Here is a 25,188-nt window from a genome sequence, read left to right as displayed (position 1 = left end):
TACAAACAATGAATCATGAGGTTTTAAATGGCACGCGTTCCCTTTGACTGGCAAGACCCTTTTCAACTCAGCGACATGCTTACCGAAGAAGAGCGCATGATCCGCGACACCGCTCATCAGTACTGTCAGGAGAAACTGATGCCGCGGGTACTGACCGCCAACCGCGAAGAGCGTTTTGATCGTGAAATCATGAACGAGCTGGGTGAATTAGGCCTGCTTGGCGCAACCCTACCAGAAAAATACGGTTGTGCCGAAGTAAACCATGTCTGCTACGGACTCATTGCCCGCGAAGTCGAACGCGTCGACAGCGGTTATCGTAGTGCCATGAGCGTGCAATCCTCGTTGGTCATGCATCCGATTCATGCCTATGGCAGCGAAGAGCAACGGCAAAAGTACCTGCCGAAACTGGCCAGCGGCGAATGGGTCGGTTGCTTTGGCTTAACCGAACCAGACGCCGGCTCGGATCCAGCGGCGATGCGCACCACAGCGAAAAAAGTCGATGGTGGCTATGTCATCAAAGGCACCAAAATGTGGATCACCAATTCCCCCATTGCGGACGTATTTGTGGTCTGGGGTAAGCTCGACGGCGAAATCCGCGGTTTTATCCTGGAAAAAGGCATGGCCGGCCTGTCGGCCCCGAAAATCGACGGTAAATTCTCGTTGCGGGCTTCGATCACCGGCGAAATCGTGATGGATAACGTTGAGGTTCCTGAATCCGCCTTACTGCCTAATGTCAGCGGTCTTAAGGGTCCGTTTGGCTGTTTGAATAAAGCCCGCTATGGCATCGGCTGGGGCGCACTTGGCGCGGCAGAATTCTGTTGGCACGCGGCACGTCAGTACACGCTGGATCGGAAACAGTTTGATCGCCCGCTGGCCGCGACGCAGCTGGTACAAAAGAAACTGGCCGATATGCAAACAGAAATCAGCATTGGTCTGTTGGCCTGTCTCCAGGCGGGTCGCCTGATGGATGCCAATCAGTTACCTCCGGAGACCATCTCACTGATCAAACGTAACTCGTGTGGCAAGGCGTTGGACATTGCCCGCCTGGCGCGTGACATGCATGGCGGTAACGGTATTGCCGATGAATACCATGTCATCCGTCATGTCATGAACCTGGAAGCGGTGAACACATACGAAGGCACGCATGATGTACATGCGTTGATTCTGGGCCGTGCACAAACGGGTATCCAGGCTTTTAGCTGTTAATTTTTCCAGCAACGCGAATCCACGGAGGCGTTTATGGCTGCAGCAATGCACCCATGGCTGGGCGAATTTATCCAGCGTATAGAACGACAAGAACTGCCCCATGCGCAGGCCGCAGGCGGCGTCCTTAGCGACGCCGACCTGGTTGAACTGTTAGACTCACAGTTGGCCAGTCGTCTGCTCGACCTGCAATCACGACTGATGCAGGCCGCGGGGCAGAGTTTTTACACCATAGGTAGCTCCGGCCATGAGGCCAATGCCGCCGTTGCCAAAGCCATGCGGGTCAGCGACCCTGCGTTTCTGCACTACCGCAGTGGCGCATTCTTTTTGCAGCGGGCGAAACAGAAACCCGGCACCACGCCGCTTTACGATATGTTGCTGAGCTTTGCTGCCTCGAGCGACGACCCCATCTCGGGTGGCCGTCATAAAGTGCTTGGTAGCCTTGAGCTACATATCCCCCCGCAAACCAGTACCATCGCCTCGCATGTACCAAAAGCTATGGGCACCGCGTTTGCCATTGGTTTGTCAAAGCGCTTGCAGCACCAAGGCACCTGGCCGCACGATGCCATTGCCATGTGCAGCTTTGGCGATGCCTCGGCCAATCACTCCACCGCCTTAGGTGCGATTAACTCCGCCAGCTGGGCCGCTTATCAACAGATCCCGATGCCTTTGCTGTTCGTTTGTGAGGACAATGGCCTGGGAATTTCGACGCACACGCCGCAAGGCTGGATTCAGCAGCAACTCAGTCAGCGCCCTGCACTGAAGTACTTCTTTGCCGATGGCAGCAACCTGGCTGAAACCTACCTGGTTGCGCAGCAAGCAGCGGACTACGTCCGCCAGAAACGTAAACCTGCCATCCTGCATCTGCGCACCATCCGCTTATTCGGTCACGCCGGCGCCGATGCTGAAGTGGCGTATCGGAGCAAACAGGAAATTGCCCTTGATGCCGAGCGCGACCCGCTATTGCATAGCTGTGCAGCAGTTATCGCCCGCGGCCTGTTTGATTCTGAGTCACTGGTGACGCACATCAGACGGCAGCAGCAACGCATGGTACGCATCGCAAATCAGGCCGCACAGCAGCCTAAGCTGACCTCGGCAACGGATGTTATGCGTTCCATCGTACCACCGAAAAAAGACCCGTCCACACTACCGGCAGTGCCTGATGCAACGCGCCGTGAAGGTCTCTTTAAGTGGGACAAGCACAATGTTGGCAAGCCACAGCATCTGGCAAAATTACTGAACTGGGCGTTGCATGATCTGATGGCGCAGTATGGCTCGATTGTCATGTGCGGTGAAGATATTGCGAAAAAAGGTGGGGTTTACCACGTCACTCAACATCTGATGGAGGCCTTTGGTCCGAATCGGGTACTCAATACTGTACTCGATGAACAAAGTATTCTTGGGCTTGCCATAGGAATGGCACAACAAGGGTTTATTGCCATGCCAGAGATCCAGTTCCTGGCGTATGTGCATAATGCCGAAGATCAGATCCGTGGCGAAGCTGCCACGCTATCTTTCTTTTCGGATGGTCAGTACACCAACCCGATGGTGATCCGCATTGCCGGGCTTGCCTACCAGCGGGGCTTCGGGGGCCACTTTCACAACGACAACTCATTCGCGGTGTTCCGAGACATCCCTGGCGTCATTGTCCTCTGCCCCTCGAATGGCGCAGACGGCGCTCTGTTGATGCGCCAAGCAGTACAACTGGCTGCGGCGGAACAGCGAGTGGTGATTATGCTGGAACCTATAGCACTCTATATGGCACGGGATCTGCACCAGGAAGGCGATGCCGGCTGGCTGAGTCACTACCCGGATGTCACGACCCCGTTACCCGAGCTGGGTGAACCTGCAGTGTATGGCGATGGCGAAGAGTTGGCGATTATTTCATACGGTAATGGCTATTACCTGAGCCGTCAGGCCGAAAAGCAACTTGCTGACGCCGGCCATCGGGTGCGCGTGCTGGACATTCGTTGTCTGGTGCCACTGCACGTGGACAAAATTGTCGCCGCCCTGGGTAACAGTAAGAAACTGCTAATTGTCGATGAATGCCGTCGCCGCGGCTCATTAAGTGAAGAGCTGATCACGGCATTGCACGAGGACTACCCCGGACACTTTAGCATTCAGCGACTGACCGCAGAGGATAGTTTTATTCCTTTGGGTAAAGCCGCTTACACGGTCCTGCCATCGCGCGATGGCATTACCGAAAAGGCTATGATGATGCTTCGTGGAGGTCAATCATGAAGAAAACAGCACTGGTCATCTGTCCCGGGCGGGGGACCTATAATAAACCAGAACTTGGCTCGATCTACGCGAACATAGCAGCATCTTCGCCGAAGTTAAGGGAAACTTTGCAAGATAAACTGGATGCCATTGACGCCGAACGCGAAGCGCTGGGCCTGCCAACAGTGACGAAGCTGGATCAGGCGAAGTTGTTTAAAACTTCCCTACACCAGCGCCCGGAAAATGCGGCTGCCCTTATCTACGCTGCTGGCTATCTGGACTTTCTCAGCATCGACCGCGAGCAGTATGAGGTGGTGGCACTGACCGGTAACTCGATGGGATGGTATACGGCAATGGCCTGTGCTGACGCCTGGTCGTTGAGCACCAGCATTAAGCTGGTCACCAGTATGGCGCAGTTAACCGCGGGTGGCGCCGGAGCGCAGTTTATTTATCCGATCATTGATAGTGAGTGGCGCCCGGACGCGAAACGTATTGCTTTGGTTGAAGCGCAAATTGCAGCGCATCCTGGTGAATTGATGCACTCCATTAACTATGGGGGCTACGCCGTTCTGGCAGGTACCGAAGCTGCCTGTAACGCGGCAATCCAGGCCTTACCCACCGCCGACGAACGCTTTCCTATGTTGCTGCCAGGCCATGCGGCGTTCCACACCCGAATAATGAGCGATGCCGCAACCGAGGCGTTGGAGACCTGGCCGGTGGCTGCGTTTCACCCACCACAAACTCCGCTGGTCGATGGTCGCGGTTTTCAGTGGCTTACGCCCACTGCGGACATGCGCGCACTGCAGCGTTATACCCTTGGCCAGCAAGTCACCGAAACCTACGATTTCAGCAAAGCCGTACAGGTGGCGGTGAAAGACTACGCACCGGATCATATTATTCTGCTCGGTCCTGGTAGCGGTCTCGGCGGGGCCGTTGCACAAGCATTGATCGCGATAGGTTGGCAAGGACTCACCGACAAAGCCAGCTTCACTGCACAGCAAAAAGCTGCGCATCCCTACGTGCTTAGTATGGGCCTGCCTGAGCAGCGTGCTCTGGTGACAACTGGGCAAACTTAACGGGTAACGCGCGCAGGCAATTTTTGCCGCGCGCGGTCAAATCGGTCATGAACTGAAATTGCTGACGAGGGTCAATCGGATAGGCTTTCAGCCGGTAATGCGTTCCCCAGGGCTCTTCTTTAGCAACCACCACTATAGGCTTGGACAGCTGTACATAAGGGCTGGTCAAACCGACATCTTCCAATAGGTGTTTCACCACATTGGCATCATGCTCCGGATGCAGATAGAAATCGGCCACACACATTAAACTCGGCCCGCCATTGTTGGCGTTAAAAATGAGTTTTGTCCATAACTTCAGGTGCGGGATAAACACCACGGTGTCATCAGGAGTCACCATCTCCACCGCCCGCATGCCGATATGCTTCACTTCGCCGTAGGTTCCCTCAACCTCAATCCAGTCCCCGGGTCGGTAAGGCAGTTCATAAACCGCGACCATCCCCGCGGCCATACTGCTGATGTAGTCTTTCAGGGCAAACCCAATCGCCAGACCTGCAGCACCGAGAATGGCGACCATGTTCTGCATGCTTGGCTCAATCACCAACGGCACAACCCAGACGAAGGCGACAATGAACACCAGCACACGAATGGTCGGGATCAGGGCCAGTGCGAACAACCGCTGCTTGCCATGCAAATGGCCCGCCAGCCACGGCAGCACGCGCTGGCTGGCGAGCACTATGAAGGTCGCAACAGCGAATACCACGCCGATTTCAATCAATACCGCACTGGTGATCTCTTTAAATAAACCTAGTATCTTTTCCGTATCCACCTTCGGTCCTCATTAAAATCCATCAAGCCAAAAGCCACGCGCGGCCAAAAATTCGCGTACATCAGGGTAAGCGTAAACGTTGATCCGCCAAACCTTATTTTCATCTAGATCAATAATGCCATTTTGCTGCAGTCGTAACAGCTGCACATCCAGCTGATTTGCCGCCATCAGTGGCAGTACCATCTGTAAATATTCGCCTTTAAGACCGTGATGTAAGAGCAGGCTGTACAAAATGAACGCTGTGGAGTCATCCGCTTCGCTGGGCAAGCGCGGCAAGCTGCGCTCCTCATCCTGCTCGACCGCCCACAGCGCCAGCGCAACGCCTAAGTTGCCGCGCGCTTTGGCGGCAAGGTTACGCAGGCGCTTATCACTGGCGATGACCCCGCTGTCCTTCAGCAACTCAGGCGTAGCCGCGGCAAAGCAATAACAGTGGGGTAAGCTCAATAGCCAGGCGCGGTGCAAAAAAGCAAAGGTCCAGCTATCGATCACCACCACGCCGCTCCCCAGTTCGCCGCGCAATAACCGTGGCAACAGGGCTCGCATAAACTGCATATGTTCGGTGGTGCGTAACCAGAAGGATGAAAATTCGTCAATAAGCCAACGTTCGCTTGCCTGTTGTTGCCACCAAGCGTCTGTGTCCGCCTGCCCTAGCTGCTCCAGGCTGGGTGGCTCGAGCTGTTGATAGCCGTTTTGTTTGGCCCACTCACGGAAAATAGCACCGCTACCGCTAAATGGCGCACTAATCACGAACCGCACGGACGGAGGCTCGTCGGCATCCCAACAGGTATCTATGGCCGCGACTGCCGGCGCCAAGTCGAATTCACGATAGTGCGGGAAGTCCTGTTCATCAGGGTTCACATCGTCATCTTCTTCCGCAATAAACAGCTTGCGAAGCTGTGACCAGGCCTGCTGAATCGCGGTGGTCGCGGGCGCCGACGGGCGCTCAAAGGTGTCGAGTGGAATCAGTTGCCAATGATTGCTTTCGGCCATGCAGTTAAGCCATCCTTAAATCGTGTCCTGTACTACACTCTACACCATCTGGCTGAAACGAAAAGAGCAACAAATGAAACCACCCCAGCACGGACTGATGCGCATTGTTCGCGCCACCCGCAACTCACTGCGCGGCTTTCGCTTCGCGCTGCAATCTGAAGCTGCCGTGCGGCAGGATTGCTTACTGGCATTGGTGCTCATCCCGCTGGCCTTGTGGCTGGGTCAGAGCGGGGTTGAGCGAGCGCTCCTGATTCTGCCGGTGCTGATATTACTGATTGTGGAATTCCTGAACTCCGCCATCGAGGCCACCATCGATCGCATTAGTCCCGATCTACATGAACTCAGCGGCAAAGCGAAGGACATCGCTTCCACCGCCGTCATGTTCTCCTTGATCACGATTGCAGTAACCTGGTTACTGGTGCTATTAAACTAATCGCTGTAACTGATTTTCGCCTGGCCAACGGTGTTGGCGTCAGTACCGAACCATAAGCTCTGCCGCGCTTCATCAAATACCATATGGCGGATGGTACCGCCACCGCTTGGCACCGCAACCGGGTCGGTAAAGGTTTCCGAGGCAATATGAAAGCCGACGATGCGGTTAGGCTGTGGCCCGGTTTCCGCGAACCAGACATAACCCTTGTTGTCGGCAGCCATGCCATAAGGCAATGAACCTGCTCCTGCCGGCATAGCCCATTCGTTGACCTGTTCGGTGGCGCGATCGTAGCGACCCAGATAGCCACCGGCATAGTCTACATACCAAATGCCACCATCACTGCCTAAAGCGATCCGGCGCGGTCGGTTGGCATCGGGTCGCGGCAGTTCAATCTCCTGGACCTGACCGTCTTCATAGGTCACTAACTTATGCGAACCAAATAGCGTCAGCCAGGGCTGATCGTTTACGACAATCAGGCCATAGGGCCGCGCCCGCGGGGTTTCAATCGAGTAGAGTTCGATGTTGTTTTCAGCAACATCAAAATAGCCAAACTTATTCGCGCCCTGGGCGGTAAACCAGATATCACCATCACTGGTAAACTGCATCGTGTGCACGTCGCGGCGGCCATCGCCCGGTAAGGGGTATTGGGTAATGGAATAGTCAGCATGGGAAATCTTACCAATATGCGCCGCCTTATTGCCTGCGTACCAGGCCCCGCGCTCATCAACGATAATGTTGTGAGGCCCTGCACCATCGGGCAAATCGATACGTTTAAAATCGCCCGTTTGCGGGTTTAAAATAGCCGCATAATCGGAACGTTGGCCGACAAACCAGACCTTATCGTCTGACTGCACATAGGGGTCACGCGGCCGCGAGTCCGGCCAGGGAACCTGCCACTCATTGATAGTGACAGTGGCGGGTGCCGCACCGGCACTTAGCAACAAACCCAAAGTAAGACCTAACATAAGACCTCCAACCATTAAGTGTTGTCTGATTATAGATCATCACCTAAATAACGCTGGATCGACTGCCGCCACTCAGAACTGCGAATGTAGCGCAGCAAGGTACGGTTGATCACCTCACGTTCGCTCGCCTGCGGCGGCAACACTAATGCATAATCCTGCGGCGCGAACACATCCTTGAGCACCGTCAGCCCGGAAAAGTCTTTGCGTAACTGATATTTAAGCAACGGCGCATCGTACACCACCGCATCTGCTTTACCAGCTTGCACATTCTCTAATGCAGTAGTGAGATCACTGTAATGCTGGTAGCCGATATTTTCACGGTCCAGCCAATACGCACTGTAGGACGCGGGCACACTGGCGACGCGGACATTGGCCAGATCGTCTTTGCCTTGCACCCGGGTAGAGAGCTTATTCACGGTTAGGGCGGAAGTGATTGAAGCGGTAAAGCTTGAAATAATAATGACGCTGGTAAACATCCAGATCAGTGCAACGCCACGACCCATCAACGTGCGGGGGGATTTATCACCGTAGCCGACAGTGGTCATGGTGACCGCAGCCCACCAGAAGCCCGCGCCGAGCCCTTTGACCTTGCTGTCACTGAATTCCTCAGGGTTATGGCGGCGCTCAGCCAGCCACACCAGCACACCGGCGCCCAGTAAAATCAAGGTTAGCGCCGCCATTACCGTTAAAAATTCAAAGCTGAAAAAGCGCTTGGTTACGGTCCACCAACCCGGCTCAGCGGCCGCTGGTACGGCGATTCCCAGCCCGGCATTGTAAAAGGGTAAGGTAAAATCAATGCGTCGCTCGCGCTCGGCAGTTACCGAGATGGCGCCAAGACCTACGGCAAAGTCGCCATTGGCGACACCGTCAATCAACTGCTCAAGGCCGGTTTCCCGGTAACTAAAGTTGTAATTATTGACTTCAGCAATATGCTCCCATAGCTCAATCGTCAGGCCATGGTAGTCACCGTTCGCATCTTTCATGACAAACGGCGGACTCACACGTACCGCAACCGTGATTTCTCCGGTGGTGACACCCGCCTGTTCAGGCGCTGCGATCTGCGCCAGCGTGAAGGGTGAAAACAGCAATAGGGTGAGCACGAGTAACTTGCGCAACTGAATTTTCATTCCAACTCCTTGTTTCTAGGACTATGCTCAAGGCACACTTACCTTAGTATACAGACCTGAAACGAAATTGGATGGCTATAGGCGATTCAGCGCCAGCGCTTAACGCTGCAATAAAGGTTCGTCATCGGCATCCAGATAGGCACTGATGGCATCGATAAAAGCGGCGCCATAACGCTCGAGCTTGGTCTGGCCGACTCCGGAAATCTGCAGCATACTGGCCTCATCAATGGGATAGTGCACCGCCATCTCGACCAGAGTGCTGTCGTTAAACACCACAAAAGGTGGTTTTTCTTCCGCATCAGCAATGCTTTTTCGCAATGCCCGTAAGCGCCGGAATAACAGCTTGTCGTAATCGCCGCGGTCGGTCACTTTGGGCTTACTTACTGCCAGGTTGACCCGCGGTTCAGCCAGCGACAAGGCCACTTCACCGCGTAACACCGGACGCGCCGCTTCGGTCAACTGCAAGGTGCCATAATGCTGAATGTTCTGCACCACCAGGCCTCGATGTATGAGCTGGCGGATCACGCCCAGCCAGTGCGTTTGGCTTTTATCAGCGCCAAGGCCAAAGGTTGAAAGCTGCTCGTGACCGAGCGCAGTTAAACGCTGCGACTGGCTGCCGCGTAGCACATCGATGACATGGTTGGCGCCAAAACGTTGGCCCACCCGATAAATACAGCTTAAGACCTTTTGCGCATCCACCGTACCATCGTACTGACGCGGCGGATCAAGACAGATATCACAGTTGCCACAGGCTTTATCCCGGAACTCGTTGAAGTAGTTCAAAAGCACCAGGCGGCGGCAGGTTTGCGCCTCACCTAAGGCCTGCATGGAGTTGAATTTTTGCAGCTCGACCTGGCGCCGTTGCTCATCCGGATGATCATTGATGGTGCTGCGGATCCAGCCGGCATCGCTTGGGTCATAAAGCAACACCGCTTCCGCCGGCAGCCCGTCGCGGCCTGCCCGGCCGGTTTCCTGATAATAAGCTTCGATACTGCGGGGAATGTCAAAATGCACCACGAAGCGCACATTGGGCTTATTAATGCCCATGCCAAAAGCAACGGTCGCCACTACGACGTCAATATCATCGCGGACAAAACCGCGCAGCACGTGATTGCGTTCGTCATGGTCCATGCCCGCATGATAGCCGGCCGCACGGATACCATCCTGCCGCAGCCGTTCCGACAGTTCATCGACACGTTTACGGCTGCCGCAGTAAACGATGCCTGACGCGCCTTTTTGCTTGACGACATAATCGCGCAATTGCTTCTGTGGCTTGAATTTTTCTTCAACGATGTAGCGGATATTAGGTCGATCAAAAGAGCTCTTGTAGATGACCGGCTGATGCAGGTGCAGGCGTTGCACGATATCCGCTTCCGTTGCAGCATCGGCGGTGGCGGTCAACGCCATAAAGGGCAGTTGGGGCAGAGCTTCACGCAATTGCCCTAATTGGCCGTACTCAGGCCGGAAATCATGGCCCCATTGTGAGATACAGTGCGCTTCATCGATGGCGATTAAGGTCACCTGCCATTGCTGCAGCTGACGAATAAAATAGCCCTGCATGGCGCGTTCAGGGCTGACGTACAGCAGCCGCAGCTCACCGCTGGCCGCTTGTTGCAACAGCTGTTGCTGCTCGCTCTGCTCCAGCCCGTTATGCAAGGCGCCGGCAGCTACGCCCATCGCCTGCAGGCTTTCCACCTGATCCTGCATAAGGGAAATCAATGGCGAAATGACCAGCGTCACTCCTGCGCCCATGATCGCAGGTAACTGATAACAGAGCGACTTGCCGCCGCCTGTGGGCATCAGCACCAGTGCGTCACGGCCTTGCTGAACAGCCTCGATCACTTGCTCCTGGCCCTGCCGGAATTCGGCGTAACCAAAAACTTCGGCAAGGACTTTTGACAGCGGTTGCGCAGTCATTTCAACAGCTCCGATTGACGCTCATAGGCAATAGGCTCTATTGTATGCATCCCAAGCACGCATCACCACCGCCAAACGATCATTTCGGACGAAACCTGGTGGTAACTGCATAGTTTTCGTACAACTTCAGCACCCGAGCCAGAAGTTCAACCAGAGCACCGGAACTTAACCTCATGACCGATGATGCAACCCGCAGTCGCCACGGCGTTCTTTTTGCTATTGCCGCTTACACTATGTGGGGCATCGCGCCCATTTACTTCAAGTTTCTACAACAGGTGCCTGCACTTGAAATTCTGGGTCATCGTATTGTTTGGTCATTTGTACTGGTATTGGTGCTGATTATTGGCCTGCGCCGCCTGCACCGCATCAAACCGGTGGTAAAAAATCGCTCGCACATGCTGCGGCTGACTCTGGCAACCTTCCTGCTCGGCGGAAACTGGTTTCTGTTTATCTGGGCGATTAATAACAATCATATTCTGGATGCCAGCCTGGGCTATTACATCAACCCTTTGTTGAATGTTGCCATTGGCATGGTGTTTTTTGCCGAGCGGATGCGACGGTTTCAGCTCATCGCCATTGCGCTGGCGGTCACCGGCGTCTTAATTCAGGTGATTTCCTTTGGCTCGGTACCCTGGGTGGCGTTGGCGCTGGCCTTCAGCTTTGCGACTTATGGCGCAATTCGCAAGCGGTTACCGGTGGATTCGATGACGGGTCTGTGGCTGGAAACCACCATTCTGTTACCTTTGATGCTGATCTATCTGTTCTTCTTTGCCGACTCAGCGGCAAGTGACATGACCCAGAATACCTGGCAGCTTAATCTGTTGCTGATGGCTGCCGGCATAGTGACGACTGCACCGCTGCTTTGTTTCACCGCGGCAGCACAGCGCATTCGCTATGCCACTTTAGGTTTCTTTCAGTACATTGGGCCCAGCCTGATGTTTATTCTTGCAGTCTGGATTTACGGCGAGCCACTGGCGGCCGATAAGCTGGTCACGTTTGCGATTATCTGGGCTGCATTAGCCCTTTACAGCATTGATACCTTGTTGCATCAGCAGCGTTCGAGACGCGCGTAAGCAACCACCAGCCATTTGCTGCCAAGGTCATCAAAGTTCACTTGGATGCGGCTCTGCGGACCAGAGCCCTCATAGTTGAGGACGGTACCCTCGCCAAATTTCACATGACGAACCCGCTGTCCCAGCTGAAAACCGCTCTCCTCAAAAGCTTCATGACTGGCGCCAGTATGGAAACGCCCGTAACTCGGTGTTTCCGTGGAAAAGCTACGACGACTTTGCATGCGCACATGGTGCACATTTTCAGAGGGGATCTCAGCGATGAAGCGACTCGGCGTATGCAGCTTCTCCTGGCCATACACCCGGCGCTGCTCGGCATAGCTGATCACCAGCTTCTGCATCGCCCGCGTCATGCCGACGTAGCACAGCCGCCGCTCTTCTGCGAGCCGGCCAGCCTCATCCAGTGATTGCTGGGAAGGGAACAATCCTTCTTCCACGCCGCACATGAAAACCAGTGGAAACTCCAGACCTTTTGCGCTGTGCAAGGTCATCAGCTGGACCGCATCCTGATGTTCATCGGCTTGCTCATCACCCGACTCCAGTGCGGCATGAGCAAGAAATCCATTCAACGGCGACAGCTCTTCTTCCTCAACCCGTTCGAGCTGATCAAAGTTATCGCAGGCGTTTACCAGCTCTTTTAAGTTTTCCACGCGGGTTTCGGCTTTCTCACCTTTTTCCGCCTGATACATGGCCATCAAGCCGCTGCTTTTGATGACGGTGTCGACTTGCCGGCCAAGGCTGTATTCACCGGTTTCGTCTTCCAGCTGTTCAATCAGATCGATAAACGCCAGCACCGCATTGGCGGCCCGCCCGGTAAGTACTTTTTCCGTGGCCAATTGCCTGGCGGCCTGCCACAAAGAGGTGCCGCGCTGGCGCGCGCCTTCGCGCACGATATCCAGGGTCCGCGCACCGATACCCCGGGTCGGCGTATTGATCACACGCTCCAATGCCGCGTCATCGTCACGGTTAGCAAGCAAGCGCAGATAAGCCAGCGCGTCTTTGACTTCTTGTCGATCAAAGAAGCGTAAGCCACCGTAGATGCGGTAGGGGATGCGGCTATGTAGCAAGGCTTCTTCGAGTACCCGCGACTGCGCATTACTGCGGTACAGCAGTGCCACATCCTGTAAGGCATTGCCTTGCTCATGCCAGGCTTCTATCTGACTGGAAATATAGCGCGCCTCGTCCAGCTCGTTGTAGGCGGCGTACAAGTCGATAGGCTCGCCCATGCCGCCCTCGGTCCAGAGCTCTTTGCCCAGCCGGTCGCTGTTGTTAGCGATAACACTGTTGGCAGCGCTTAAAATGGTATTTGTGGAACGATAGTTCTGTTCTAAACGGATGGTCTCAACCGCAGGAAAATCCAAAGTAAACTGGTGAATGTTTTCAATTTTCGCACCGCGCCAGCCATAAATAGACTGATCATCATCGCCGACGATGGTCACGAAGTTCTCGTGCTCTTTATCGCTACCGGCACCGGAGAGCAGCTTGACCCAAGCATACTGAATTGCGTTGGTATCCTGAAACTCATCAACCAGAATATGGCGAAACCGGCGCTGATAATGCTCCCGGACAATGCGGTTATCGCGCAATAATTCATGCGCCCGTAGCAGTAACTCAGCGAAATCAACTAAACCGGCGCGATCACAGGCGACCTGATAGGCGTCGTAGATCTCTTTGTAGGTGCGCTCGTTAAAATCCAGCCCATCCAGATGATGCGGCCGTAAACCTTCGTCTTTTTTGGCGTTAATAAACCACTGCGCCTGTTTTGGCGACCAGCGCTTCTCGTCCAGATTCAAGCTGCGCATGATGCGCTTGAGCATGCGCTGCTGATCATCACTATCGAGGATCTGAAAATTCTGGGGTAAGTCCACATCCATGTAATGCGCGCGCAACAAACGATGCGCCAGCCCATGGAAGGTGCCAATCCACATTGCACGAGTTGAACTGCCCATAAGTTCTTCGACGCGCCCGCGCATTTCCGCGGCTGCTTTGTTGGTAAAGGTCACCGCCATAATACTGTAGGGCGATAACCGAAGTTCCTGCATGAGCCAGGCAATCCGATGCACCAGCACTCGGGTTTTACCACTACCGGCGCCGGCCAGCACCAGCATGTGTCGTTCTGGTGCACCTACAGCGGCGCGCTGCTTGTCGTTAAGTTGCTCGAGCAAGGGATGCGAGGTCATAGCAAAATCCATTCGTTGAAAGCTGTGGTCAGTTTAAAGGCGCACTACTGTATATGCAACCAGTTACTGCGCCGTAGGCGGGGTCTGAGTTTATTTCAGCAGTAGCTGCTGCAACTGGCGCAGCTCGTCGAAGGCGAACACTGGCAGAACATGCAGCTGATCAGCAACATAGATACCGCTGCGGTACCAGGCGGTCTGCCAGCCCATGCGCTGTGCGCCGAGGATGTCGGCATAAGGACTGTCGCCCACATGCAACCAGCCCTGGGGTGCAATCTGCGGGAACAGTGGCCCGATTTTGGCAAACATATCGCTATGCGGTTTGCCCCGCAGGCCGCTGCCCGGCTGCACCACCGCGCTGAAGTAATCACGCAGACCAATCGCCGCAGTATCCACGTTGCCATTGCTGAGCGCCACTAACGGATAGCGCTCGGCGAGAGCTTGCAACAACTGATGCGTATCTGGCGCAATTTGCACCTGATTGCGAAAGTGCAAAAAGGTCGCGAAAATATCGTCGGCACCTTGCCGGGCGGCAGCCTCTGCCACACCGAGTTCCTGCAGGCCGCGGCTGAGCGTAGCCAGACGCAAGGCGGTCATATCGCTCGCCAGATCAGGTTCATTTTGCATTAACTGCCAACGCCGCTGCGCCCATTGCTGCACGCTCCAGCGAGCTGCTTCCGGATACCGCTGACACAGCGCACGATAACTTTCCGCCTCGGCCTTTTGCATGACCGGCACGTTATCGTACAAGGTGTCATCGAGGTCAAAGCTGAGGGCCTGAACAGGTTGCAAGCGACGAAAAAACTGCATAGCGTCCTTTTTACTTGAGGTTGTTATTTCTTACGTGCGCGCGGGTGCGCGGCATCGTAGACTTTTGACAGGTGCTGGAAATCCAGGTGGGTATAAACCTGGGTGGTACTTAAATTGGCATGTCCCAGCAGCTCCTGTACCGCACGTAAATCACCACTGGATTCTAACATATGTGAGGCAAAGGAATGGCGCAGTTTATGTGGGTGCAGACTGCCATTCAGACCTTGCTGACGCCCCCAGTGGTTGAGCCGCTGCTGCACCGTTCGCGGACTGATCCGCCGCTGCCGCTGACTGATAAACAACGCGACTTCGGTCAAATGACCGTGTAACCATTTATTCCGCACCGGTAACCATTTACGTAAGGCTTCTGCAGCACACCGGCCGTAAGGTACGATGCGAGTTTTGCCACCTTTACCCAGCACGCGTAACTCCTGGTGACGTGGATTAATGGCGTCAATATCAAGGGCCACCAGTTCAGCCAAGCGCAGGCCGCTGCCATAAAGTAACTCCATGATAGCGGCGTCGCGGATGGCCAGCTCATCATCTTCGGGGAGCTTTAATAATTGACTGATGCTGTCGACATCGAGATTCTTAGGCAAGCGCTTGGCGCTTTTCGGGGCCTTGGTCTGCCGGGCCGGATTATCGTCGCGCCAGCCCTGCCGTATACAGTAATCGAAACAACTCCGCCACGCTGCCAGTCGCAAGGCTAACGAGGCATCACCAAGGCCCTGGCGCCGCCATTGCATAAACAGGCGTTCAAACTGACTGACGCCAATGCCTTTGACCTCATCGATGCCCTCGCTGTCAAAGAAGTCGATATCATGCCGTAATACGCGGCCGTAATTCGATAAGGTATGCTCGGCAAGCCCGCGCTCGCCAGCCAGGTGGTTCAGGAATTTCTGTCTGACCTCAGCGAGCTTCATGGTGTTTTAAAAGGGGTGGCAGGATCTGGCTTAACAACACCTGCAGTTGCTTGACCAGCAGCGTATCCATCGCTGGCTCAAAATGCCCGGCATCATGGTTGCCAATGGCCAGCATTCCTAACTCACCTTTATCACCGAGTAACAGCAGCACCACCGAGGCGATAGATTCATCCGGGAACAGCAATTTTTGTTCATCGGTGGTCAAGCGGCCCAGGTAAATACTGTCGTCGCGAAAGCGTTTGCTCAACAACTGTTTATGGGTGTCTGCGGCGAACGTGAACTGAGTTTCAAGCTCCAGCGGGCTATCAAAAAACTTCAGAGTTAACGCCGGCATCTGCAACTGTTCTGAGAACGTCTGCTGCAGACTGTCCATGACTTCCTCAATGCTCTGACTTTGCAGTAGCTTCAGGTAAAGCTCGCTAAAGTAACGAAACAGCTCCTCATTACGGCGCGCCGTCACCATCAGTTCGGTAATTTCTTCTTCCAGGTGCTGCACTCGCTGACGAAGTACCTGCTGCTGGCGTTCGACCAGCGATACTGCGCCCTTGGTCTGATGACGCACACTGAGTTGCTGCAACAGCTCGGGGTGCCGATCGAAAAAGTCCGGGTTTTCTTCAAGATAAGCGGCAATCAAAGTGTCATCGACGCGTGTTTGTTGAGCTTGTTTTTTTGCTTCGGTGCTCATAGTTTCATGTGTCCGTCATAAACATGTTGTGCGGGCCCGGTCATGCGCACGGTTTGCCCCGGTTGCCAGCGAATCGTTAATTGTCCGCCTGGCAAGTCAACCAATACGGTGTCATCTAGTTTACCTAACCGCATACCGATGACAGCGGCGGCGCATGCGCCACTGCCACAAGCCTGGGTTTCACCAGCGCCGCGCTCGAAGACGCGCAGCTTGATGTGATTGCGATCAATGATTTGCATAAAGCCTGCATTCACGCCTTCTGGAAACCGCTCATGCGTGGCCAAAGCCTGTCCAAGTGTGGCGAGCGGAGCCTGCTCAATCGCGTCTACTTCGGTGACACAGTGCGGATTACCCAACCCCATGACGCCACAGAGTACGGTCTGTTCCTGTACTCTAAGAACATAGGTCAATTCTTCTTTATTTGCTTTAAAAGGCACCGCGCCAGGCGCAAATCGTGGCTCGCCCATCTCTACTGTGATACGCCCATCACGCTCATGATGCAAGACCATATTGCCAGCTTTTGTACTCACCCGCAGGTGATTTTTGTTACTCAGCCCACGTTGTTTTACAAATAGGGCAAAACAGCGCGCGCCATTACCACACTGAGCGACCTCGCTACCATCTGCATTAAAAATACGGTAATGAAAATCGAGATCCGGGTCATACGGTGGCTCGACCAGCAACAGCTGATCGAAGCCAATCCCCCGATGCCGATCCGCCCACTGACGGATTTGCTCCGGGTTAACAAAAATGGTCTGGGTCACGTTATCAATCACCATGAAATCGTTACCCAGGCCGTGCATCTTGCTGAAGTTCACGCGTCATCTCCGAGCAAGTGTTCACCCTGCCACAAACTGGCAAGCGGTTCGCGCTCACGAATTAAAGTGGCACTATCACCATGTACCATCACTTCTGCGGCCCGCGGACGGGTATTGTAATTTGACGCCATAGTGAAACCGTAGGCCCCTGCGTTCATTACCGCCAATAAATCACCTTCCTGTGCTGCCAGGTGACGCGCATGGCCAAAAAAGTCGCCAGTCTCACAAACCGGACCCACAACGTCCACTAACTGCTCATCCAGCCCTTCGTGGCGGTTCACCGGCACGATGGCATGATAGGCATTGTAAAGTGATGGTCGCAGCAGGTCATTCATACCAGCATCGACCAGCAGGAAGTTCTTTTCACTGCCTGGTTTGTAGTACTCCACTTTGGTGACCATGATGCCGGCGTTGCCGACAATGGCACGACCTGGCTCCAGCATTAAGGTCAGATCTCCGATCGCTTCAGCTTTCCTCTGCAGGGTTTGTAAGTAACCACTCACTTCCAGCTTTTCTTCATGCTGGTAAGGAATGCCGAAGCCGCCCCCCATATCCAGATGGGTAATATGAATGCCTTCCGCGCGAAGCGTTTCAATTAAACTGAACATCCGCTCAGAGGCATCAAGAAATGGCTGTGGACTGAGGATTTGCGAGCCAATATGGCAATCGATACCGCGCATATCCAGATTCGACAACGTTGCGCCACGCCGGAAGACTGCCAGCGCCTCGCTCATTGCAATACCAAATTTATTCGCCTTCAGCCCCGTAGCAATATAAGGGTGGGTCTGGGCATCAACATCCGGGTTCACCCGCAGGGAAATCGGTGCGATAACACCTTTGTCACTGGCAATTTGCTGGATCCGTTCAAGCTCGGCAGCGGATTCCACATTAAAGCAGCCGATATTCTGATCCAACGCATAGGCAATTTCGTCATGGCTTTTACCAACACCAGAGAACACCACGTCCTGTGCTTTACCGCCTGCTGCCAGCACCCGTGCAAGCTCACCGCCAGAGACGATATCAAAGCCAGCACCCAGCCGCGCTAACAGGTTAAGAACCGCCAGATTGGAGTTGGCTTTTACCGCGTAGCAAAGTTTATGCGGTGCCGGCCAGTGCCGGGCAAACTGCTGCCAGTTGGCAGTGATCGCCGCCTTAGAGTAGACGAACAATGGCGTCCCGTGCTTTGCTGCGAGGTCTGCGACCGAGCAATCTTCAGCAAAAAATTCGTTTCCTTGGTATGTAAAGCTCATAATACTTTTTTAGTTTCCTGTACTGGCGCAGAGGCTACGCTTGTCGATGGCTGATTCTTTTCCGCAGGCGGTGGCATCTCCAGTGGTCCCTTCTGGCCACAGGCGACCAAGCCCAAGGTTGCTGCTACAATGATTGGACGCATTACTTTCAGCTTAAACATCGGTAAACTGTACCCTTGTGAATTGCAAATTAACCGTGCGCTTATCATCGCATTGCAGCGCGCAAATGTCATTATCAGGAGTCGACATGCAAGACCACGATTATCATGAGCTAGCCGAAGCAACCATTTTGGCAATAGAAGAAGCTTTCGAAAAGACCGGAATCGATATTGATTGCGAGTCAGGCGGCGACATTCTTGAGTTGACCTTCCCCAACGACACCAAGATGGTGATTAACAAACAGCCACCATTACAGCAGTTATGGGTGGCGACCAAGTTTAATGGTCACCATTTTGAATACCGGGATGGTGAATGGATTGATAACCGCACCGGTGCCGAGCTGTGGAGCTTATTATCAGAAGCTGGCAGCAAACAGGCTGGACAACCGATCACGCTGAAAGCGGAGTAAGCATGACGACCACATTACGCATCGCGACACGAAAAAGTCTCCTGGCGCTTTGGCAAGCCGAGCATATTAAGGCTCGTCTTGAGGCCTTACATGAGCATGTGACTGTCGAACTGGTGCCCATGAGCACCAAGGGCGACATCATTCTGGACACGCCGCTGGCGAAAATTGGCGGTAAAGGCCTGTTTGTAAAAGAGCTCGAAGTCGCGATGTTGGAAGAACGTGCCGATTTGGCTGTGCATTCAATGAAAGATCTACCGGTGGAGTTTCCCCCCGGACTCGAGTTATTTGGCATCTGCGAGCGCGAAGACCCGCGCGATGCCTTTGTTTCCAACCAGTATCATAATTTGGATGAATTACCGGAAGGCGCCATCGTCGGTACCTGTAGCTTACGTCGCAAATGCCAGATCCTGGCGCGCTACCCGCACGTGCAAATCCGTGATCTACGCGGCAACGTGCAAACGCGTCTGGGCAAACTCGATGATGGCCAGTTTGACGCTATTATTCTGGCGGCGTCCGGCTTAATTCGCCTCGACCTTGGCGAGCGGATTCGCCAGCGGCTGCCAGCGGATATCTGTTTACCGGCAAATGGCCAGGGTGTGCTGGGGATTGAATGCCGCACCGACGACACCGCCACTAAGGCCTTGTTGGCACCACTGACGTGCCCTGACACCAGTAGCTGTGTATTGGCCGAACGCGCCATGAACCGCCGCTTACAAGGGGGCTGTCAAGTGCCTATCGGCGCCTATGCGGAGCTGCATGGTGACCAACTTCATCTGCGTGGCTTAGTCGGTCGCCCCGACGGTAGTGAGATTATAGAAGGTGATATCAAAGGCCACCGCGACCATGCTGAAGCACTTGGCACCGAGCTCGCTGAGTACCTGTTGGCCCGGGGCGCTGGTACCATACTGAACGATGTGTATGCGGAGAACGAATTACACTCATGAACAACATCCTGATCCTCCGACCCCAGGCGCAAGCGGCCGAGTTACAGCAGCTGCTTGCTCAGCGTGCTGAGCAGTTGCAGGTGCCTGTTACCTCGCAAAGTGCCAGCATGTTGAGGATCAGTGAGTACGACGACCCCAATTACAGCTTAGCGAACATACTGGCCGAACAGTGGCATGGTGCCATGATGGTCAGTGTGAATGCGGCCCATTATTTTGCCAAACAAGCGCGAGCATGGGCGCCGCAAGCCGCTATGCCGCGCTGTCGCTGGTTTGCGGTAGGCCCGGTCAGTGCCAAAGCTATCTCGGACGTGGTGCAGCGGCCGGTCTGTTGCCCCTGGCGCCAACACAACAGTGATGCGTTACTGGCGTTACCCGAATTGCAGCAGGTCGAAGGACAGCGCTGGTTGATCATTCGCGGCCACGGTGGCCGCGAACTGTTCGCTGATACCTTGCGCGCGCGCGGCGCAGAGGTGACCTATCTGGAAGTTTACCAGCGCCAGTCACAGCCGCCGACCGCTTCGCAGCTTAGTGAATGGCAGCAGGGGATTGATACAATTATGGTCACCAGCGCCGAGCAGCTGGGCGCATTTCTCGCCGCGGTCCCCAATGATTCTAAGGACTGGCTAGCGGAGTGTATCTGGGTGGTAGCAAGCGCTCGCTTACAGCAATTACTGCCCAGTGGGCTAAGTCGGCGTGTGGTAGTTGCCGATAGTGCCGCAAGTTTTGCTATGGTAGATGCATGGCAGCAGGCGATTCAACTAACGAAGGAAGTTTAAACCATGTCGAATGACTTGAAACAGGAACCCGAAAACGAGCAACCGAACGATGCTTCAGAGCAAACTGACGCAGACGAAGCGATCGCTGAAAAGTCTCGTACGAAAGGGACTTTCGCATGGGTGCTGGTGCTGATTCTGTTGCTACTTATCGCGGCTGCAGGTTGGGTTGGCTACCGCTATGTTTATCAGGAGTTGCTGAGCACCAATCAACAGTTGGAACACCAAGCCGGTCAGCAGCAAAAGCAACTCGAACAAGTGCAAAACGAGTTACAGCAGCTTAGTCAGCAGCAGCAAAAACTTCCGCAACAAGTCAGCCAGCAACTGGATCAGGTCGCAGATAATTTGCGCCGGAATGTCAGCGATCAAGCCCAGGAGCTTGGCGACTTGCAGCGCAGTGTGCGATCCGTGCAGGCAGAGTTCGCTGCGTTAGACGTGTCGCAGGCGACCGCATGGCGGGTTTTAGAAGCGCGTCATCTGGTCGAGCAAGCGAGTAATAAGCTTTATATCGACCAACAACCTAAATTGGCGCTGCAACTGCTGGAGTTAGCTGATTCCCATCTGGCGGCGCTGAACAATCCAGCCTATCAAGCCGCACGGCAGGCAATTAATGACGACAAAGTAGTGCTGCGTTCACTCACTACTGATGCCCATGTTCAGGTGGCTATGGAATTGAGTAGTTTGCGCACTCAGCTGGCTGAGCAGCAGTGGCAGCTGAGCGCACCTACGCGCACGCTGACCGGTAATGCGGTCAGCGCCGACGCACCCTGGTACGAGCGTTTACAGGCAAGTGCTAAAACCTTGTTTGACCAGCTGATCCGGGTGCAACACCGGGAAAAGCCGATTGAGCCACAGCTGTCCATGGCCTTCGTTGAGCTCAGTAAGCAACGTGTGTTACTGCAACTGCAGCTCGCCCAACAGGCGGCTCTAAGTCAGTCGGGCGCGCTCTATCAGGCCAGTGTCAGCGAGGCACAGCGCCTTATCAGCGAGGTTCAGACACAAAGCGACCTTGACCTTACCGCGCTGAAGTCCGAACTTGATGAGCTGGCCACGCAAAGCTTAGAACCCGACTTACCTGCACAATTGCGCAGCCTGCCAGTGTTAAATCGCCTGGCACGTGCACTCACCGCGGGAGTTTCTCAATGAAATATGCCTGGATTATTGTACTACTGTTGATCGCAGGTCTCTTTATCGGCCCTTTGTGGGACGGCAATACAGGTTACATGCTGATTGCACTGGGTAACTACACCGTAGAAACCAGTCTGGTGGCCGCGGTGATTATGCTGGCGGTTGCCATCATCCTGTTACGCGTGCTTGTCGGTTTTATCATGCGCCTGGTCCGTGGCACCAGTTGGGGCCTTAAGTGGTTCGGTGAGCGTCGTACCAGCAAAGCTAAGACGGCCTTAACTGAAGGTGCTGAGGCTCTCGTTAATGGCGATCTACATACTGCATCCAGTGCTTTTAATCGCAGCTGGCAATTACGCCACGACGGCACAGTCGCACTGTTTGCGAGCTACGCAGCAGCGCGTAACGAGGACTTTGCGCAGGCACGGGAGTGGTTGCAGCATGCGCCCCGACCAGGCGAGCTGGCTCTCGCTGAGACACTCTTCACGTTGCAGCAGGATCCGCAACAGGCTGCTAACCGCATGAGTGAAATCCAGCAGTTGCGTCGCGATTACCCGCGTCACCCGCAATTACTTCGTCTCGCATTAAATGCATATCAGAACCTGCACCGCTGGGATGATGTCATCGCCTGTCTGAATGACGCTGACCGCTTGCAGTTGCTCAGCGAAACCGAGCGTAGCGAGCTGCTGGAAAAAGCCTACCGCGAGCGCTTCCTCGCCGCGGGTCGCGAGGGTCAGGCAAGCCTGGCAACGCACTGGCGCAATCTGACCCGTGATAATCGACGCACCGCACCTATCCGCCGGGCCTACCTTGCGGTACTTAAGATTTACCAACAGTTAGATGCAGCAGACAAAGTTGCCGCACGCGGATTAAAACGCGGCGACCTCAAACTTGCTCATTTGTTAGAGAAGCAATTACTGGTGCCAGGTCCCGAGTTACGTGATTACCTGCAAAGCCAGTTAAAGAAACAGCCGGAAGATGGCCTGTTGTTACAGGCGATGGGGCAAATTGCATTACTGACCAAAGAGTGGTCCCTGGCCGAGCGTGCGTTACGCCGTTCCGCCGAGTTGGTACCGTCTCGTCGCGTCTGGCTTGATTTAGCCCATGTTTACGCGGCGCAAGGTAACTCGCAGGCGGCGCTTGAAGCCTACGAAAAAGCGCTGCGGGATTAACCGCAGCGCCGTTTCGCCAATACCGTTACTGACGTATCCCTTCGATGGACAAGTACATATCCAGGGTCTCGGCAGCAGGGCCAAGATCATAGTCGAAGCCAAAGTTCGCAGGCGTCAGCGTGACTTTACCTTCGAAACCACGACGGAAACCGCCCCATGGATCCGGGCCCGCGCCAATTTCGTTCACTGCAATTTCAATCGGCTGAGTCACGCCACGCAAGGTTAAGTCACCCGCCAGTGTCCCTGTGCCGTCGCCATTTGGCGTATAACTGGTCGACACAAAGCGTGCCTGCGGATACTCGTCCACTGCCAGGAAGTAGTCGCTGCGTAAGTGTTTATCGCGCTCTGCATGGTTGCTATCGATGCTACTGGTGTCGATAGTCACTTGCACAGAAGCTGCGCCTGGGTTGCTTTCATCGTAGCTAAAGCTGCCATCAAAATCAGTGAACTCTCCCAACAGGTAGCTGTAACCTAAATGGCTGATCTTAAACTGTATAAAAGCGTGCTGACCTTCAATATCAATGGCGTAGTCCGCTGCCTGGGCCTGGCCTAAGGCACCGCTTAATGCTGCGCTAACGGCCGCTGCGAGTAGTAATTTTTTCATGTTTACCTCCTTAAGGTTTTACTTTTGCGGTTTAAGCATGCGCTTTAAGGTCGCATCCTTATTCCAGAAATGATGTCGTATCGCTGCCAGCGCATGTACGCCGGCCAAAATGACTAAACTTAATGCTGCATACCAATGGATGTCGCCAGCGATTTCCTCTTGTTCAGGGAAGGTCGTGATCACCGCAGGTACGTCGAACCAATCAAACACCGATATCGCGCTGCCATCCGCAGTCGAAATCAGATAACCACTCACCATAGTCACCAGCAACAACGCATACAGCAGGGCGTGCCCGACCCGAGCCCCAAACTTCTCGAAGCGGCTACCTATCAGTTCAGGCCGGACGGTCATCCAGCGCCAACCCATGCGAAGCAGTGTCAGGGCCAACAAGCTCAAGCCAATCGACTTGTGCCACCATGGCCCTAAGCGGTACCAGGGATCGTAATAGCTCAGGGTTAGCATCCAATAACCTAAAGCAAACAAGCCAATAACCGCGATGGCTGAAAGCCAATGGATGGCGATAGCTAACCAGCCATAACTTGACGAAGTATTTCTCAACATAAGCCTTTCCTGAGTTAACAGGCGGTCAGTTTAATTCAATTTAATAAAATGAATAGTGCTAAAAATCGCAGCGAACGTTCGATTTGATAGAATGGTTACATTCATGCAAGATGAGCTACTATGTTCGCAATCAATGAGAATAAGGCGATAACAATGAAACGAAGCGTGCTAGTACTCACCATGGCCTCATTTTTAGGTGGCTGCGTGATCTATGTTGATAGCGCCAGGGGTGATGTGGGCTGGGGCGAACGTGACTTAAGCCATGAAACGCGAACCCTCACCTTAAGTGGCGCGGATCTTACCGAACTTAGTGTTGATACGGGAGCAGGAAGTTTGGAGATCATCGGTGAAGCAGGGCGTACCGAGATCGCGGTCACGGCGGAAGTCTATTACCACGAGGCCGAAAGCATTCGTCTCACGTTGCATAGAAATGGTGAGCAAGGTGTCTTCGTGGCCGATTTTGACTCATCCTCCTATGGCAATAATAATGCCCGTATTGATGCCACAGTTCGTGTTCCTGAATCCTTTCATCTAAACGTTGATGATGGTTCGGGCAGCATCGATATTCAGGGAGTTAGAGCGGATATGCGGATCGAAGATGGATCCGGAAGCATGACCATCGTCGGTGGTCGCAACGTGCGGATTGACGACGGCTCAGGTGGTATTACCGTGCGCGATCTAAGCGGTAATCTCGACATCGAAGACGGTTCTGGCAGTATGGAAATTGACCGGATCGCCGGCGCAGTCACTATTGACGACGGCTCCGGCGATATAAAAGTAGGCACGGTCGGGAGTTTAAGAATTATTGAAAGCGGCTCCGGCCGGGTGAATATTCAGTAAGACCAAGTCCGAACCGGCGGGCATAAAAAAAGCCCCCAGCGTTAGCTGAGGGCTTTTCGATAATTAAAGCCTGGCGGTGTCCTACTCTCACATGGGGAAGCCCCACACTACCATCGGCGCTGAAGCGTTTCACTACTGAGTTCGGAATGGATCAGGTGGTTCCACTTCGCT

General features: G+C 54.3%; 25 protein-coding genes and 1 rRNA gene. 11 read left to right on the top strand and 15 right to left on the bottom strand.

Annotation, left to right across the window (positions count from 1 at the left end):
• Nucleotides 1–27: 27 nt before the first annotated feature.
• Genes J6J28_RS11825 through J6J28_RS11815 form a run of 3 tightly spaced genes read left to right on the top strand, consistent with a single transcriptional unit; the run spans nt 28 to nt 4,499 of the window.
• Nucleotides 28–1,206, top strand: coding sequence for an acyl-CoA dehydrogenase (locus tag J6J28_RS11825; RefSeq protein ID WP_301721991.1), 1,179 nt, complete (start codon nt 28–30; stop codon nt 1,204–1,206).
• Between the two features lie 33 nt (nt 1,207–1,239).
• Nucleotides 1,240–3,444, top strand: a complete 2,205-nt coding sequence (locus tag J6J28_RS11820) for a thiamine pyrophosphate-dependent enzyme (protein ID WP_301721990.1) — start codon at nt 1,240–1,242, stop codon at nt 3,442–3,444.
• Nucleotides 3,441–4,499 (top strand): malonyl CoA-ACP transacylase, encoded by a 1,059-nt coding sequence (locus J6J28_RS11815; RefSeq protein WP_301721989.1) that lies wholly within the window; start codon nt 3,441–3,443, stop codon nt 4,497–4,499. Before J6J28_RS11820 ends, J6J28_RS11815 begins: the two co-directional genes overlap by 4 nt.
• Here the strand turns inward: J6J28_RS11815 and J6J28_RS11810 are convergent.
• Nucleotides 4,447–5,265, bottom strand: coding sequence for a mechanosensitive ion channel family protein (locus J6J28_RS11810; protein WP_301721988.1), 819 nt, complete (start codon nt 5,263–5,265; stop codon nt 4,447–4,449). The two genes, J6J28_RS11815 and J6J28_RS11810, sit on opposite strands and share 53 nt — an antisense overlap.
• A gap of 12 nt (nt 5,266–5,277) precedes the next feature.
• Nucleotides 5,278–6,255, bottom strand: coding sequence for a hypothetical protein (locus tag J6J28_RS11805; RefSeq protein WP_301721987.1), 978 nt, complete (start codon nt 6,253–6,255; stop codon nt 5,278–5,280).
• A gap of 73 nt (nt 6,256–6,328) precedes the next feature.
• On the opposite strand from J6J28_RS11805, the gene J6J28_RS11800 reads away from it, so the two are divergent.
• A complete protein-coding gene (locus J6J28_RS11800) occupies nt 6,329–6,688 on the top strand; it encodes a diacylglycerol kinase (protein WP_301721985.1) in 360 nt (119 codons plus the stop codon).
• On the opposite strand, the gene J6J28_RS11795 is transcribed toward J6J28_RS11800, so the two are convergent.
• From J6J28_RS11795 to recQ, 3 genes are all read right to left on the bottom strand, one after another.
• Nucleotides 6,685–7,653, bottom strand: coding sequence for a Vgb family protein (locus J6J28_RS11795; protein ID WP_301721982.1), 969 nt, complete (start codon nt 7,651–7,653; stop codon nt 6,685–6,687). The two genes, J6J28_RS11800 and J6J28_RS11795, sit on opposite strands and share 4 nt — an antisense overlap.
• Before the next feature lie 29 nt (nt 7,654–7,682).
• The gene (locus J6J28_RS11790; protein ID WP_301721981.1) at nt 7,683–8,780 is read right to left on the bottom strand and encodes a transporter substrate-binding domain-containing protein; all 1,098 of its coding nucleotides are present in this window, start codon (nt 8,778–8,780) and stop codon (nt 7,683–7,685) included.
• 99 nt (nt 8,781–8,879) lie between these two features.
• The gene (gene recQ, locus J6J28_RS11785; protein WP_301721980.1) at nt 8,880–10,697 is read right to left on the bottom strand and encodes a DNA helicase RecQ; all 1,818 of its coding nucleotides are present in this window, start codon (nt 10,695–10,697) and stop codon (nt 8,880–8,882) included.
• 173 nt (nt 10,698–10,870) lie between these two features.
• On the opposite strand from recQ, the gene rarD reads away from it, so the two are divergent.
• The gene (rarD, locus tag J6J28_RS11780) at nt 10,871–11,770 is read left to right on the top strand and encodes an EamA family transporter RarD (RefSeq protein ID WP_301721978.1); all 900 of its coding nucleotides are present in this window, start codon (nt 10,871–10,873) and stop codon (nt 11,768–11,770) included.
• On the opposite strand, the gene uvrD is transcribed toward rarD, so the two are convergent.
• The 7 genes from uvrD to lptM form a co-directional block, all read right to left on the bottom strand.
• Complete coding sequence (gene uvrD / locus J6J28_RS11775) at nt 11,746–13,947, bottom strand: DNA helicase II (RefSeq protein ID WP_301721976.1); 2,202 nt, start codon at nt 13,945–13,947, stop codon at nt 11,746–11,748. The genes rarD and uvrD overlap by 25 nt on opposite strands.
• 90 nt (nt 13,948–14,037) lie before the next feature.
• Nucleotides 14,038–14,754 (bottom strand): HAD-IA family hydrolase, encoded by a 717-nt coding sequence (locus J6J28_RS11770; RefSeq protein WP_301721974.1) that lies wholly within the window; start codon nt 14,752–14,754, stop codon nt 14,038–14,040.
• 23 nt (nt 14,755–14,777) lie between these two features.
• Nucleotides 14,778–15,677, bottom strand: a complete 900-nt coding sequence (locus tag J6J28_RS11765; RefSeq protein ID WP_301721971.1) for a tyrosine recombinase XerC — start codon at nt 15,675–15,677, stop codon at nt 14,778–14,780.
• Nucleotides 15,664–16,362: a DUF484 family protein gene (locus J6J28_RS11760; RefSeq protein ID WP_301721969.1), complete on the bottom strand. Its 699-nt coding sequence runs from the start codon at nt 16,360–16,362 to the stop codon at nt 15,664–15,666. The genes J6J28_RS11765 and J6J28_RS11760 overlap by 14 nt, the downstream gene beginning before the upstream one ends.
• Complete coding sequence (dapF, locus tag J6J28_RS11755; RefSeq protein ID WP_323125369.1) at nt 16,359–17,165, bottom strand: diaminopimelate epimerase; 807 nt, start codon at nt 17,163–17,165, stop codon at nt 16,359–16,361. The genes J6J28_RS11760 and dapF overlap by 4 nt, the downstream gene beginning before the upstream one ends.
• 11 nt (nt 17,166–17,176) lie before the next feature.
• Nucleotides 17,177–18,430, bottom strand: a complete 1,254-nt coding sequence (gene lysA, locus J6J28_RS11750; protein ID WP_301721967.1) for a diaminopimelate decarboxylase — start codon at nt 18,428–18,430, stop codon at nt 17,177–17,179.
• Nucleotides 18,427–18,573 carry an LPS translocon maturation chaperone LptM gene (lptM, locus tag J6J28_RS12770; RefSeq protein WP_418055184.1) on the bottom strand — a complete coding sequence of 49 codons (147 nt, stop codon included), beginning with the start codon at nt 18,571–18,573 and terminating at the stop codon, nt 18,427–18,429. The genes lysA and lptM overlap by 4 nt, the downstream gene beginning before the upstream one ends.
• Nucleotides 18,574–18,677: 104 nt before the next feature.
• Between lptM and cyaY the strand changes: the two genes are divergently transcribed.
• Genes cyaY through J6J28_RS11725 form a run of 5 tightly spaced genes read left to right on the top strand, consistent with a single transcriptional unit; the run spans nt 18,678 to nt 23,012 of the window.
• Nucleotides 18,678–18,998, top strand: coding sequence for an iron donor protein CyaY (gene cyaY / locus J6J28_RS11745; RefSeq protein WP_301721966.1), 321 nt, complete (start codon nt 18,678–18,680; stop codon nt 18,996–18,998).
• A 2-nt stretch (nt 18,999–19,000) separates the two neighbouring features.
• Nucleotides 19,001–19,942 (top strand): hydroxymethylbilane synthase, encoded by a 942-nt coding sequence (gene hemC, locus J6J28_RS11740; protein WP_301721965.1) that lies wholly within the window; start codon nt 19,001–19,003, stop codon nt 19,940–19,942.
• Nucleotides 19,939–20,718 carry a uroporphyrinogen-III synthase gene (locus J6J28_RS11735; RefSeq protein ID WP_301721964.1) on the top strand — a complete coding sequence of 260 codons (780 nt, stop codon included), beginning with the start codon at nt 19,939–19,941 and terminating at the stop codon, nt 20,716–20,718. The genes hemC and J6J28_RS11735 overlap by 4 nt, the downstream gene beginning before the upstream one ends.
• Before the next feature lie 3 nt (nt 20,719–20,721).
• Nucleotides 20,722–21,861 (top strand): uroporphyrinogen-III C-methyltransferase, encoded by a 1,140-nt coding sequence (locus J6J28_RS11730; RefSeq protein ID WP_301721963.1) that lies wholly within the window; start codon nt 20,722–20,724, stop codon nt 21,859–21,861.
• Complete coding sequence (locus tag J6J28_RS11725; protein ID WP_301721962.1) at nt 21,858–23,012, top strand: heme biosynthesis HemY N-terminal domain-containing protein; 1,155 nt, start codon at nt 21,858–21,860, stop codon at nt 23,010–23,012. The genes J6J28_RS11730 and J6J28_RS11725 overlap by 4 nt, the downstream gene beginning before the upstream one ends.
• Before the next feature lie 25 nt (nt 23,013–23,037).
• Here the strand turns inward: J6J28_RS11725 and J6J28_RS11720 are convergent, their stop codons facing one another.
• Nucleotides 23,038–23,616 carry a YceI family protein gene (locus tag J6J28_RS11720; RefSeq protein ID WP_301721961.1) on the bottom strand — a complete coding sequence of 193 codons (579 nt, stop codon included), beginning with the start codon at nt 23,614–23,616 and terminating at the stop codon, nt 23,038–23,040.
• Between the two features lie 18 nt (nt 23,617–23,634).
• A complete protein-coding gene (locus tag J6J28_RS11715) occupies nt 23,635–24,177 on the bottom strand; it encodes a cytochrome b (RefSeq protein WP_301721960.1) in 543 nt (180 codons plus the stop codon).
• Between the two features lie 153 nt (nt 24,178–24,330).
• Between J6J28_RS11715 and J6J28_RS11710 the strand changes: the two genes are divergently transcribed.
• Entirely contained in the window at nt 24,331–25,017 is a 687-nt protein-coding gene (locus J6J28_RS11710) for a DUF4097 family beta strand repeat-containing protein (RefSeq protein ID WP_301721959.1), read from the top strand.
• Between the two features lie 68 nt (nt 25,018–25,085).
• On the opposite strand, the gene rrf is transcribed toward J6J28_RS11710, so the two are convergent.
• Nucleotides 25,086–25,188 (bottom strand): 5S ribosomal RNA (gene rrf / locus J6J28_RS11705); the annotation flags it as partial.

The organism is Pseudidiomarina terrestris (assembly GCF_030466375.1).
GTDB lineage: Bacteria > Pseudomonadota > Gammaproteobacteria > Enterobacterales > Alteromonadaceae > Pseudidiomarina > Pseudidiomarina terrestris.
This window is presented reverse-complemented; position numbering and strand designations above follow the sequence as displayed.

Excerpts from the sequence above, each read along its gene's own strand:
- J6J28_RS11760 (WP_301721969.1), bottom strand. The coding sequence starts at position 16,362 with ATGAGCACCGAAGCAAAAAAACAAGCTCAACAAACACGCGTCGATGAC.
- J6J28_RS11825 (WP_301721991.1), top strand. The coding sequence starts at position 28 with ATGGCACGCGTTCCCTTTGACTGGCAAGACCCTTTTCAACTCAGCGAC.
- J6J28_RS11790 (WP_301721981.1), bottom strand. The coding sequence starts at position 8,780 with ATGAAAATTCAGTTGCGCAAGTTACTCGTGCTCACCCTATTGCTGTTT.
- J6J28_RS11805 (WP_301721987.1), bottom strand. The coding sequence starts at position 6,255 with ATGGCCGAAAGCAATCATTGGCAACTGATTCCACTCGACACCTTTGAG.
- uvrD (WP_301721976.1), bottom strand. The coding sequence starts at position 13,947 with ATGACCTCGCATCCCTTGCTCGAGCAACTTAACGACAAGCAGCGCGCC.
- dapF (WP_323125369.1), bottom strand. The coding sequence starts at position 17,165 with ATGCACGGCCTGGGTAACGATTTCATGGTGATTGATAACGTGACCCAG.
- J6J28_RS11765 (WP_301721971.1), bottom strand. The coding sequence starts at position 15,677 with ATGAAGCTCGCTGAGGTCAGACAGAAATTCCTGAACCACCTGGCTGGC.
- J6J28_RS11770 (WP_301721974.1), bottom strand. The coding sequence starts at position 14,754 with ATGCAGTTTTTTCGTCGCTTGCAACCTGTTCAGGCCCTCAGCTTTGAC.
- rarD (WP_301721978.1), top strand. The coding sequence starts at position 10,871 with ATGACCGATGATGCAACCCGCAGTCGCCACGGCGTTCTTTTTGCTATT.
- J6J28_RS11735 (WP_301721964.1), top strand. The coding sequence starts at position 19,939 with ATGAACAACATCCTGATCCTCCGACCCCAGGCGCAAGCGGCCGAGTTA.
- J6J28_RS11795 (WP_301721982.1), bottom strand. The coding sequence starts at position 7,653 with ATGTTAGGTCTTACTTTGGGTTTGTTGCTAAGTGCCGGTGCGGCACCC.
- J6J28_RS11730 (WP_301721963.1), top strand. The coding sequence starts at position 20,722 with ATGTCGAATGACTTGAAACAGGAACCCGAAAACGAGCAACCGAACGAT.
- hemC (WP_301721965.1), top strand. The coding sequence starts at position 19,001 with ATGACGACCACATTACGCATCGCGACACGAAAAAGTCTCCTGGCGCTT.
- J6J28_RS11800 (WP_301721985.1), top strand. The coding sequence starts at position 6,329 with ATGAAACCACCCCAGCACGGACTGATGCGCATTGTTCGCGCCACCCGC.
- J6J28_RS11820 (WP_301721990.1), top strand. The coding sequence starts at position 1,240 with ATGGCTGCAGCAATGCACCCATGGCTGGGCGAATTTATCCAGCGTATA.
- J6J28_RS11720 (WP_301721961.1), bottom strand. The coding sequence starts at position 23,616 with ATGAAAAAATTACTACTCGCAGCGGCCGTTAGCGCAGCATTAAGCGGT.
- J6J28_RS11710 (WP_301721959.1), top strand. The coding sequence starts at position 24,331 with ATGAAACGAAGCGTGCTAGTACTCACCATGGCCTCATTTTTAGGTGGC.
- J6J28_RS11715 (WP_301721960.1), bottom strand. The coding sequence starts at position 24,177 with ATGTTGAGAAATACTTCGTCAAGTTATGGCTGGTTAGCTATCGCCATC.
- lptM (WP_418055184.1), bottom strand. The coding sequence starts at position 18,573 with ATGCGTCCAATCATTGTAGCAGCAACCTTGGGCTTGGTCGCCTGTGGC.
- cyaY (WP_301721966.1), top strand. The coding sequence starts at position 18,678 with ATGCAAGACCACGATTATCATGAGCTAGCCGAAGCAACCATTTTGGCA.
- lysA (WP_301721967.1), bottom strand. The coding sequence starts at position 18,430 with ATGAGCTTTACATACCAAGGAAACGAATTTTTTGCTGAAGATTGCTCG.
- J6J28_RS11815 (WP_301721989.1), top strand. The coding sequence starts at position 3,441 with ATGAAGAAAACAGCACTGGTCATCTGTCCCGGGCGGGGGACCTATAAT.
- recQ (WP_301721980.1), bottom strand. The coding sequence starts at position 10,697 with ATGACTGCGCAACCGCTGTCAAAAGTCCTTGCCGAAGTTTTTGGTTAC.
- J6J28_RS11725 (WP_301721962.1), top strand. The coding sequence starts at position 21,858 with ATGAAATATGCCTGGATTATTGTACTACTGTTGATCGCAGGTCTCTTT.